This window comes from Streptomyces longispororuber (assembly GCF_014656095.1).
GTDB classification, from domain to species: domain Bacteria; phylum Actinomycetota; class Actinomycetes; order Streptomycetales; family Streptomycetaceae; genus Streptomyces; species Streptomyces longispororuber.
This window is the reverse complement of the sequence record NZ_BNBT01000208.1, coordinates 1-11,316: the sequence shown is the minus strand read 5'-3', so window position 1 is coordinate 11,316 and position 11,316 is coordinate 1. Positions and strand designations below refer to the sequence as shown.

The 11,316-nt window shown below is 72.5% G+C and carries 11 protein-coding genes; all 11 read left to right on the top strand.

From position 1 onward, the window contains the following. The first annotated feature begins 156 nt into the window (after positions 1-156). Positions 157-402, top strand: a complete 246-nt coding sequence (locus IE330_RS35565; RefSeq protein ID WP_229926158.1) for a phage terminase large subunit family protein — start codon at positions 157-159, stop codon at positions 400-402. Positions 403-411: 9 nt separating this feature from the next. After that, positions 412-609, top strand: coding sequence for a hypothetical protein (locus IE330_RS35560; protein WP_190140312.1), 198 nt, complete (start codon positions 412-414; stop codon positions 607-609). A gap of 221 nt (positions 610-830) precedes the next feature. Beyond that, positions 831-1,115, top strand: coding sequence for a Sec-independent protein translocase subunit TatA (tatA, locus tag IE330_RS35555; protein WP_190140311.1), 285 nt, complete (start codon positions 831-833; stop codon positions 1,113-1,115). Between the two features lie 50 nt (positions 1,116-1,165). After that, positions 1,166-2,107, top strand: a complete 942-nt coding sequence (gene tatC / locus IE330_RS35550; RefSeq protein ID WP_506005393.1) for a twin-arginine translocase subunit TatC — start codon at positions 1,166-1,168, stop codon at positions 2,105-2,107. Between the two features lie 145 nt (positions 2,108-2,252). Next, complete coding sequence (locus IE330_RS35545; protein WP_190140310.1) at positions 2,253-3,143, top strand: diacylglycerol kinase; 891 nt, start codon at positions 2,253-2,255, stop codon at positions 3,141-3,143. A gap of 139 nt (positions 3,144-3,282) precedes the next feature. Beyond that, complete coding sequence (locus IE330_RS35540) at positions 3,283-6,093, top strand: DEAD/DEAH box helicase (RefSeq protein ID WP_190140309.1); 2,811 nt, start codon at positions 3,283-3,285, stop codon at positions 6,091-6,093. A 610-nt stretch (positions 6,094-6,703) separates the two neighbouring features. After that, positions 6,704-8,347 (top strand): ATP-binding protein, encoded by a 1,644-nt coding sequence (locus IE330_RS35535; RefSeq protein ID WP_229926157.1) that lies wholly within the window; start codon positions 6,704-6,706, stop codon positions 8,345-8,347. Further along, complete coding sequence (locus tag IE330_RS35530; RefSeq protein WP_190140308.1) at positions 8,344-8,751, top strand: roadblock/LC7 domain-containing protein; 408 nt, start codon at positions 8,344-8,346, stop codon at positions 8,749-8,751. Before IE330_RS35535 ends, IE330_RS35530 begins: the two co-directional genes overlap by 4 nt. A gap of 110 nt (positions 8,752-8,861) precedes the next feature. Continuing rightward, positions 8,862-9,212, top strand: a complete 351-nt coding sequence (locus IE330_RS39940) for a DUF742 domain-containing protein (RefSeq protein WP_373314810.1) — start codon at positions 8,862-8,864, stop codon at positions 9,210-9,212. Next, on the top strand, positions 9,193-9,822 hold the full coding sequence (locus IE330_RS35520) for a GTP-binding protein (protein WP_190140306.1): 630 nt from the start codon (positions 9,193-9,195) through the stop codon (positions 9,820-9,822). The genes IE330_RS39940 and IE330_RS35520 overlap by 20 nt, the downstream gene beginning before the upstream one ends. Positions 9,823-9,855: 33 nt before the next feature. Next, a partial coding sequence (locus IE330_RS35515) for a cytochrome P450 (protein ID WP_190140305.1) occupies positions 9,856-11,316 on the top strand: 1,461 nt, incomplete at its 3' end.

Genomic DNA, 11,316 nt, shown 5'->3' with positions numbered 1-11,316 from the left:
TGGGCCGAGGCGCGACGGCGGGGCGGGACGCGGGACGGGGCCGCGGCGGGCCGGGAGGCGGCCGCACCGCCCCCGCGGCGGTGCGGGCGAGGCCGCCCCGTGCCGCGTACGGAGCGCGGAGAACACAGCCGAGGAGAGTTGCACAGGATGTCACTGATGCCCCTTACACCCCGTCCGGTGGCCGCGGTCCTCTTCAAGGCCGCCTGCCCCGACTGCCGCGCGCGCTTCGAACTCGCGGCGGGCGCCCTGCGGTTGGCCATCGGCGCCAGCCGCCGTACGACCTTCTACTCCTTCACCTGCCCCGAGTGCGGCACCGCCGTGCGCAAGCCCGCGGGGGAGCGCATCGTCGAACTCCTCACCGGGGGCGGGGTACGCACCCTGCGGCTGCACTCGACCGTCTAGGCTCGACGCATGTTCTGGGCGATGCTGGCGGTGGCCGTGGGATTCCTCGGCCTCGCCGTACTGGGTGTGTTCGCGATCAAGGTCTTCGTGGAGGCCCAGCGGCTCGGACGCCAGGTGACCGAGACCACACGGCGGATCAACCGCGCCGCCGAGGACCTGGAGCGGGCGGCCGCCGGGGTGGCCCGGGCGGGCCGCGAGGCGGGCTGACGCCGGGGTGGCCCGCCGGGGTGCGGCCACGGGCCCGCCGCCTGCGCCGGGTACGCTCTGAAGTGGCCCGAAATGTGAGGCGCGGGCCGCAACTGGGAGTATGCACGGGGATTGCCCCGCGTTTACTCCAGGGGGTTACGATCGCTGGCAAGCCCGGCGGTCGGATGACTGTCCGACAGCCGGTCCCGAAATCGACGCCTCGGTGAAGAAGGTAGACAGCTATGGGTAGGCTCGGCCCCACCGAGATCATTCTGATCCTCGTCATCCTGGTCCTGCTCTTCGGTGCGAAGAAGCTCCCGGACATGGCCCGGTCCCTCGGCAAGTCGGCGCGCATCCTCAAGAGCGAGGCCAAGGCCATGAAGTCGGACGGCAAGCAGGACGAGGCCGCCCCGGCCGACCCGCCCGCGGACAAGACCGCGCCCCAGCGCACCATCCAGGCCGCCCCCGGCGACGTGAGCAGCTCCCGTCCGGTCGCCGAGCCGACCGACCACACGACGAAGCGCTGACCCAAGGCCGGCTCCGGAAGCCGGCCTGCCGCACGAGATGAGGACGTGGGTTGCTCAAGTCTGCCCGCAAGAAGGAGAGGGACCCCGAGGGGCGGATGCCGCTCGCGGACCATCTGCGTGAGCTCCGCAACCGGCTCGCGAAGGGAATGCTGGCGATCGTCGTCGTGTCGATCGTCGCGGCGTTCTACAGCGAGGAGCTCATGGAGTTCCTCGCGGACCCCGTGCCGCGCTGCGAGAAGGGGCAGGACCGCACGGGCGGCGTCTGCGCGACGGTCTCGTACATGGACCTGCTCTCGCCCTTCACCACCACGGTGAAGGTGTCCCTCATGGTGGGCGTCGTCGTGGCCAGCCCGGTCTGGCTCTACCAGCTCTGGGCCTTCGTCGCGCCCGGGCTGCACAAGCACGAGCGCAAGTACACCTACGCCTTCGTGGGCGCCGCCGTGCCGCTGTTCGTCGGCGGCGCCTGGCTGGCCTACGAGATCATGCCGATCAGCATGCGCGTGCTGCTCAGCATCACCCCGGACGGGTCGGAGAACATCCTGCCCATGGACAAGATCCTGGACTTCAGCGTCCGGATGGTCCTGGTCTTCGGTGTCTCCTTCGAACTGCCCCTGCTGCTCGTGATGCTCAACATGACCGGCATGGTCAGCGGCCGGCGCATGCTGGGCTGGTGGCGCGGCGTCGTGATGGGCGTGTTCATCTTCGGCGCGGTGGCCACCCCGACGACCGACCCGGTCGGCATGATCGCGCTGGCCGGTCCCATCGTCGTCCTGTACTTCCTGGCCGTCGGCTTCTCCGTCCTGAACGACAAGCGGCGCCGCAGGAACGACCCGGACGCGGAGCTCGACGACGACGAGGCCTCCGAGCTGGACCTCACCCCCGAGCCGGTCGAGGGCATCGCGCCCGTGCCCGCCGCGAAGTCCCTGCCGGAGCAGGTCAACGGCGACGGCTCGCGCTCCGCCAAGTACAACGGCTACGACGACGTGACCTGACCCGTGCGGCACCGGCCGCGGCCCCGCCCCCCGACACGAGGGCCGGCCCGCGGCCGCACCCGTCACCGGTAACCGGAAGGGGCCGGACGCCCAGCGCGTCCGGCCCCTTCTGGCTGCCCGCCCGGGCGCCTTGTAGGGTCCGCCCGTGACCAGCGAGATCACCCTCTTCGTCAATCCCACCGCGGGCCGGGGCCGGGGCGCGCACGCGGCGCAGCCCGCCGCCGCGGCCCTGCGCGCGGCAGGGTTCTCCGTGCGCACCGTCATCGGCGAGGACGCCGGGGACGCGCTGCGCCGCGCCCGCGCCGCCGTCGACGGCGAGACCGGGGCGCTCATAGCCGTCGGCGGCGACGGGCTGGTGAGCCTCGCCCTCCAGGCCGTCGCCGGGACCCGTACGCCCCTCGGGGTGATCGCCGTGGGCACCGGCAACGACTTCGCGCGCGCCCTCGGCCTGCCCGTGCGCGCGCCCGCCGCCGCGGGGGCCCTGGTCGCCGACGCCCTCAAGGGCGCCCGGGTGCGGGCCGTCGACCTCGGCAGGGTGGGCGCCACCTGGTTCGGCACCGTGCTCGCCTCCGGCTTCGACTCCCGGGTCAACGACCGCGGCAACCGCATGCGCCGCCCCGCGGGCCGCCTGAAGTACAACCTGGCGATGATCGCCGAGCTGGCGGCCTTCCGGCCCATCCCGTACCGGCTCCGGCTCGACGACGGGCGGGTGCGCGAACTGGAGGCCACGCTGATCGCGGTCGGCAACGGACCGTCGTACGGCGGCGGCATGCGGATCTGCGCCGGGGCCGACCTGACCGACGGCCTCTTCGACGTCACGGTCGTCGGCGACTGCGGCCGCGCCACGCTCCTGAAGGTGTTCCCCCGCGTCTACCGGGGCACGCACCTGGACCACCCCAAGGTCACCGTGCACCGCGCCGCCCGGGTCGAGCTGGCGGCGCAGGACGTGACGGGGTACGCGGACGGGGAGCGGCTCGGGGCGCTGCCGCTGGTGGCGGAGTGCGTACCGGGGGCCGTCCGGGTCCTCGGCCCCTGACGCGGGGCGACGGGGCGCGCCCGCGGGCCGGGCCGCCGGGCCGCCGGGCTTCTGACCAGGGCGCCTGACCTCCCGTGTTTGCGCTGGTCCCGATAATGATCGTCCGATGTCAGTGGTGGCCGGTAGGCTCGAAAGCACGATGACAGAGGACCTCTCACCGGCCGAGCGATACGCGGCAGCACGGCGGCGTGCTGCCGAGCAGGCCACCGCGCTCGCGTCCTTCCGCGAGATGTACGAATTCGGCCTCGACCCCTTCCAGATCGAGGCCTGTCGGTCGCTCGAAGAGGGCAAGGGCGTGCTGGTCGCCGCGCCCACGGGCTCCGGCAAGACGATCGTGGGCGAGTTCGCCGTCCACCTCGCCCTCCAGCAGGGCAAGAAGTGCTTCTACACCACGCCGATCAAGGCGCTCTCCAACCAGAAGTACGCCGACCTGGCCAAACGCTACGGCGCGGACCAGGTCGGCCTGCTGACCGGCGACAACAGCGTCAACTCCGAGGCGCCGGTGGTCGTCATGACCACCGAGGTCCTGCGGAACATGCTGTACGCGGGCTCCCAGTCGCTGCTCGGCCTCGGCTACGTGGTCATGGACGAGGTGCACTACCTCTCCGACCGCTTCCGCGGCGCCGTCTGGGAGGAAGTGATCATCCACCTTCCGGAGTCGGTCACGCTGGTCTCCCTCTCGGCCACGGTGTCGAACGCCGAGGAGTTCGGCGACTGGCTGGACACGGTCCGCGGCGACACCGAGGTGATCGTCTCCGAGCACCGTCCCGTGCCGCTGTTCCAGCACGTCCTCGCCGGCCGCCGGATGTACGACCTCTTCGAGGAGGGCGAGGGGCGCCGCAAGACGGTCAACCCCGACCTGACGCGGATGGCCCGCATGGAGGCCAGCCGGGCGTACAACCCGCGCGAGCGCCGCAAGGGCAAGATGATCCGCGAGGCCGACCGCGAGCGCGAGCGGCGCCAGCGGTCGCGGATCTGGACGCCCTCGCGCCCCGAGGTCATCGAGCGGCTGGACGCCGAGGGGCTGCTGCCCGCGATCACGTTCATCTTCAGCCGCGCCGGCTGCGAGGCGGCCGTCCAGCAGTGCCTGTACGCGGGCCTGCGGCTGAACGACGACGCCGCGCGCCTGGCGGTCCGCGAGCTCGTCGAGGAGCGCACCGCCTCCATCCCGAACGAGGACCTGCACGTCCTCGGTTACTACGAGTGGCTGGAGGGCCTGGAGCGCGGCATCGCCGCCCACCACGCGGGCATGCTGCCCACCTTCAAGGAGGTCGTGGAGGAGCTGTTCGTGCGCGGCCTGGTCAAGGCCGTGTTCGCGACCGAGACCCTCGCCCTCGGCATCAACATGCCCGCCCGCAGCGTGGTCCTGGAAAAGCTCGTGAAGTGGAACGGCGAGCAGCACGCCGACATCACCCCGGGCGAGTACACCCAGCTCACCGGCCGTGCCGGGCGCCGCGGCATCGACGTCGAGGGCCACGCCGTGGTGCTCTGGCAGCGCGCCATGAGCCCCGAGCACCTCGCGGGCCTCGCCGGCACGCGCACGTATCCGCTGCGCTCCAGCTTCAAGCCGTCGTACAACATGGCGGTGAACCTGGTCGGGCAGTTCGGCCGCCACCGCTCGCGCGAACTCCTGGAGACGTCCTTCGCGCAGTTCCAGGCGGACCGCTCGGTCGTCGGCATCTCGCGCCAGGTGCAGCGCAACGAGGAGGGCCTCGAGGGCTACCGCGCCTCGATGACCTGCCACCTCGGTGACTTCGAGGAGTACGCCCGGCTGCGCAGGCAGCTCAAGGACCGCGAGACCGAGCTGGCCAAGCAGGGCGTCGTGCAGCGCAGGGCGGCCGCCGCGGCCTCCCTGGAGAAGCTCAAGCCGGGCGACGTGATCCACGTGCCGACCGGCAAGTACGCCGGCCTGGCGCTCGTGCTCGACCCGGGGCTGCCCGCCGGGCGGGCCAACGGCCACCGGGGCTTCGACCACCAGGACGGCCCGCGCCCCCTGGTGCTCACCGCCGAGCGGCAGGTCAAGCGGCTCGCGTCGATGGACTTCCCGGTGCCGGTCGAGCCGGTGGAGCGGATGCGCATCCCCAAGTCGTTCAACGCGCGCTCGCCGCAGTCGCGCCGCGACCTGGCCTCCGCGCTGCGCACCAAGGCCGGGCACATCGTGCCCGACCGGCACCGCAAGGGCCGTTCGGCCGCCGCCGACGACCGCGAGATCGCCCGGCTCCGCGCGGAGCTGCGCGCCCACCCCTGCCACGGCTGCGACGAGCGCGAGGACCACGCGCGCTGGGCCGAGCGGTACCACCGCCTCAAGCGCGACACCCAGCAGCTCGAGCGTCGCATCGAGGGCCGCACCAACACCGTCGCGCGCACCTTCGACCGCATCGTCGCCCTGCTCACCGAGCTGGACTACCTCCGCGGCGACGAGGTCACCGAGCACGGCAAGCGCCTCGCCCGGCTCTACGGCGAGCTGGACCTGCTGGCCAGCGAGTGCCTGCGCGCGCGGGTGTGGGAGGGCCTCGGCCCGGCCGAACTGGCCGCGTGCGTCTCGGCGTTGGTGTACGAGGCCCGCGTCAGCGACGACGCGCTCGCGCCGAAGCTGCCCTCGGGCAACGCCAAGGCCGCGCTCGGCGAGATGGTCCGCATCTGGGGCCGCCTCGACGCGCTGGAGGAGGAGTTCCGGATCAGCCAGACCGAGGGCGTCGGCCAGCGCGAGCCCGACCTCGGCTTCGCCTGGGCGGCCTACATGTGGGCGAGCGGCAAGGGGCTCGACGAGGTGCTGCGCGAGGCGGAGATGCCCGCCGGTGACTTCGTGCGCTGGTGCAAGCAGGTCATCGACGTGCTCGGGCAGATCTCCGCGGCCGCCGCCGGCGAGGGCAGCACGGTCGGCAGGAACGCCCGCAAGGCCGTCGACCAGCTCCTGCGCGGGGTGGTGGCCTACAGCTCCGTCGGCTGAGCCGGGCGCCGTCCCCGTCGGACGGCTGGACGGCTGACCGTGTGAGGCCCCCGCCGGGTGACCCGGCGGGGGCCTCACACGTATCCGCTCCTGCTCCTCGTCGGCGCGGGAGGGCACGCGAGGCCGACGCCTGGTTCCGGGCGCCGGGAGGGCGGCGCGCCCCGCGTCGGCGGAGGTCGGGGCGGTGGGAGGTGGCGGAACGACGGGTGGACGGCGCTGTTCGAGAGCGTCACCGAACGCGTTCGATTGATCGCTAAGCGTGTAAATAGGGTTGAGTGTAGGCGCCTCGGCGGGTGCTCGCAGAGGGTTGCCGAATATGACTCCAGGGTGATGCGAGCGGACTAAGCTCGCCCGGAGCGCGGCGAGTTGAACGAGTTGCGACAGATTCGCGCGCTTGTTCGCGCATATCTCTGCTTATTCGACAATTCATTCCCCTGTACGTGTGCCACCCCCCGCACCCCGCACTTCCCTTGCACCATCCCCCCGGCACAGCCTTCGTATCACCTCCGTGCACCACCCCCGCACCACCCGCACCACCCCACGCACCACCCCGTGCGCATCCCCCACGTCCCCAACTTCCTCCCCCAAGACGAGTCTTCAGAGGGCATACATGGTGAGTGTTCAATCGCCTCCCGGTGGCCGAGAAGTCCCTTACGTACGCGTACTGTTGCTGCCCGCCATGCTGATGGCGGCGGTCACCGGAGCCGCCGTCGCCGTGGTGGCGGCCCCGGCCCGGACCGCCGTGGCCTGGTGCGGCACGGTCGCCACGCTGATGGTGATCGCCGTCGGCGCCGAGGCCGCCCGCCGCGGCCGCGCCATCCGGGAGCTGCGCAGGAGTCACGCGGAGCGGGTCGCCCACCTGGAGCGGCGGATCGCGGCCCTCGACGAGGACACCGAGCGGCTCGGCCGCGACCTGCTCCCGCACATGGTCGTCCGGGTCCGGCAGGGCGAGGCCCCCTCGGAGGTCGTCCGCCTCGTCATCGACGGCGACGAGACCAACCGGCGACTGCCGCACGCGCAGCGCGTGCTGCTCCGCTCGATCCTCGACATCATGGACCACGAGGAGGCGATGCGGGAGAACGCCCAGCGCGCGTTCGTCAACATCGCCCGGCGCGTGCAGTCCATCGTCCACCAACAGGCCGCCGAACTCCGCGAGATGGAGGAGTTCCACGGCCACAACCCCGAGGTCTTCGACGACCTGCTGCGGATCGACCACGGCACGGCCCTCATCGGCCGCCTCGCCGACTCGATCACCGTGCTCGGCGGCGCCCGGCCCGGCCGCCAGTGGCCCCAGCCCGTGCCGCTGTTCAGCGTGTTGCGCGGCGCCATGTCCCGCATCCTGGAGTACCGGCGCGTCGACCTGCACTCCATCGCCAAGGTCGCCATCCACGGCACCAGGGTCGAGCCGCTCATCCACGCCTGCGCCGAACTCCTCGACAACGCGACCCGCTACTCCCCGCCGCAGACCCGCGTGCACGTCACCGCCGTCGAGGTGCAGACGGGCATCGCCATCGAGATCGAGGACGGCGGCGTCAGCCTCAGCGAGGAGGCCCGCGGCCGGGCCGAGCAGATGCTCGAACGGGCCCAGAAGGGCCTCGACCTGAACGACCTCGGGGAGACGCCGCGGCTCGGCATGGCGGTCGTGGGCCGGCTCTCGCAGATGTACAACATGCAGATCTCGCTGCGGCAGTCCGCGTACGGCGGCGTGCGCGCGGTCCTCATCGTGCCGCGCGACATGCTCACCGCCGCACCGGCGACCGGCCTCGCGCACGGCATCGGCGCCTCGGCGGTGCCGCGCGTCGACGCCGACGGCAAGATCATCGAAGAGGCCCGGGACATCCGGCGCAAGAAGCCGCGCAAGGTCACCACCGTGCCGCGCCCCGCCGTGTCGTTCAGCTCGTCCATGGGCGACGAGGTGCCGGAGGTCACCGAGTGGACGGCCAACGGCCTCCCGCAGCGCAGGAGCCGCGTCAAGATGCCCCTCAGCGAGCGCTACCGGCAGGAGGCGGAGGCGCAGCGGCGCGCGGAGGCGGCCCTGGCGGCCTCGCCCGCGCAGTCCGTCGTCCGGCCCGCGCCCAAGAAGAAGAAGGAGGAGCCCGAGCCCGGCCTGTGGGTGGAGGCCTTCATGGCGGGCGTCAAGGGTGAGGACCCCGGCGCGGCCGAGCGCACGACCGACCCGGCGGCACCGCAGCAGGTCCGCGACGAGAACGACCACGGCAGCACCGACCACGCCGACGAGGGGGGCTGGAAGTGATCCAGCAGCGCGCCAACTTCGACTGGATGCTCAAGGAACTCGCCGACGGCGTGCCGCAGACACGGCAGATCGTCGTGCTCTCCGCCGACGGGCTGCGCATCGCGCGCCACGGCGGCGACCCGGACGGCGCCGACCGCCTGGCCGCCGCCTGCGCGGGGCTGCAGAGCCTCGCCGCGGCCGTCGCCACCGAGATCGCGGACAGCGACGGCTCCATGCGGATGGTCATCATCGAGGTCGACGGCGGCTACTTCTACATGATGGCCGCGGGGGCCGGCGCCTATCTGGCCGTGCTCGCCGACGAGACCGTCGACGCGGGGCTCGTCGCCAACCGCATGCGCGACCTCGTCATCCGGATCGGCGCCCATCTGACGAGTCCGCCCCGGCGAGACGGGCAGGCCGTATGACTCATCCGCAAGACCCTTCCCTCGACTCCTACGACTCCCTCGACCCCCTGGACGCGTTCACCGCCCCGGACTCCCTCGACGACGTCCACGACCCCCGGTTCCAGGCCGAGGTGCCCGTCAAGCGCGCGCGCCGCGGCCCGGAGAACCCCGAGAGGCTCTACATCCTCACCGGGGAGGACTCCGAGCGGGCACCGCTCGACCTGGTCACGCTGATCGTCGCCAAGGGCGAGCCGTCGCCGACGGCACAGCCGGAGCACTCCGCCGTGCTGCGGCTGTGCCGGACCCCGCTGTCCGTGGCGGAGCTCTCGGCCTACCTGGTGCTGCCGGTCAGCGTGGTGACCGTGGTCCTCACGGAGTTGCTGGCGGCGGACTTAGTGCAGGCGCGTGCCCCGCTCGTGCGCTCCGCGCTCCCCGACCGTTCCCTCCTCGAAGCGGTGATGCATGGACTTCAAAAGCTCTGACACGCTCACCTCCGGCATGCTCTCCGGGCCGCGCGAGCAGGACGTGCTGCCCGCGACGGCCGCCGCCGCCGTGAAGATCGTCATCGTGGGCGGCTTCGGGGTCGGCAAGACCACGATGGTGGGCTCCGTCAGCGAGATCCGCCCGCTGACCACCGAGGAGACCATGACCGAGGCCGGCATCGGCGTCGACGACGACTACGGCTCCGAGACCAAGACCGCCACGACCGTGGCCATGGACTTCGGCCGGATCAGCATCTCCGAGGAACTGGTGCTCTACCTGTTCGGCACCCCCGGCCAGGAGCGGTTCTGGTTCCTGTGGAACGGCCTCTTCGAAGGCGCGCTCGGCGCGGTCGTCCTCATCGACACGCGGCGCCTCGAAGTGAGCTTCGACGTGATAGGGCGCCTGGAGGAGCGCGGGGTGCCGTTCATCATCGCCGTGAACGACTTCCCGGACGCGCCCCGGCACCCGGTCGAGGCCCTGCGGACGGCACTCGACCTGGAGAAGGAGGTGCCGATCGTGCACTGCGACGCGCGCCGGCGCACCTCCAGCCGCGACGCGCTGCTGACCCTCATGCGCTATCTGCACTCCCTCGCCATGGCCCGGGCCTAGCCCGGCCCCACGAACCTTCGCAACCCCGGAGCGATGACCGTGACGACTCCCTCTTCGTCCCCCGCCCCGTCCCGATCCACCGCCGCGCCGCCCGGCTGCCCCGCCCACCAGGGCATCGCCCCCACCGGCCCCGGCGGGCTGCGCCGGCTGTACGGACCCGAGGCCGACGAGGACCTGGCGGGCGTGTACGAGAAGCTGCGCGCCGAGCACGGCCCGGTGGCGCCCGCGCTGATCCACCAGGACGTACGCGTCTGGGCGGTGCTCGGCCACAGCGAGAACCTGCACATGGTCCGCACGCCCTCGCAGTACACCCGCGACTCCCGCGTGTGGAGCGCCGTCAAGGACGGCACGGCGGGCCCCGACCACCCGCTCGCGCCCGTGTTCACCTGGCAGCCGATGTGCACCTTCGCCGAGGGCGCCGAACACCAGCGCCTGCGCGGCGCGGTCACCGGCGCCATGGCGGGCCTCGACCACCGCGGCATCCGCCGCCACATCAACCGCTACACCAACCGGCTCCTCAACGACATCTGCGAGCGGGGCACCGCCGACCTGGTCAGCCAGTTCGCCGAGCACCTGCCCATGATGGTGATGCTGCACGTGCTCGGCATGCCCGAGGACTACAGCGAACGCATGGTGCAGGCCGCCCGCGACATGATCAAGGGCACCGACACGGCCATCGCCAGCAACGCCTACGTGATGGAGGCCCTGACCCGGCACGTGACGCGCCGCCGCGCCCACCCCGAGGAGGACTTCACCAGCGCCCTCATCGCCCAGCCCCAGCAGCTCACCGACGACGAGGTGGCCGCGCACCTGCGGCTCGTGCTCATCGCCGCGTACGAGGCGACGGCGAACCTCATCGCCAACGTGCTGCGCATGGTCCTCACCGACCCGCGCTTCCGCGCCCAGCTCAGCGGCGGCCAGATGACCGTGCCGGAGGCGGTCGAGCAGTCCCTGTGGGACGAGCCGCCGTTCAGCGCCATGGTCGGCTACTTCGCCAAGCAGGACACCCAGCTCGGCGGCCAGCGGATCAAGGCCGGCGACGGCCTCCTGCTCGGCATCCAGCCGGGCAACGTGGACCCCGTCGTCCGGCCCGACCTGGCCGCGAACATGCAGGGCAACCGCTCGCACCTGGCCTTCAGCGGCGGGCCGCACGAGTGCCCCGGGCAGGACATCGGCCGCGCCATCGCGGACACCGGCGTGGACGCGCTGCTCATGCGGCTCCCGGACGTCGAGCTGGCCGTCGACGAGGCGGAGCTGCGCTGGCGCTCGACGATCCTGTCCCGGCACCTGGTGGCGCTGCCGGTGACCTTCGGCAAGCGGCCGCCGCAGGACGTCGGTGCCCGGCCCATGGCGCACGTGGCGGCGCCGCGCCAGAACTGGGAGGTGTCGACGCCGCTGCCGCAGCCGGTACCGCCCGCCGCTCCGGCACCGCCCGCCCCGTCACCGCGCCGGGCGGCCCCGGCCGCGCCCCCCGCACCGGCCCGGCGCAAGGGC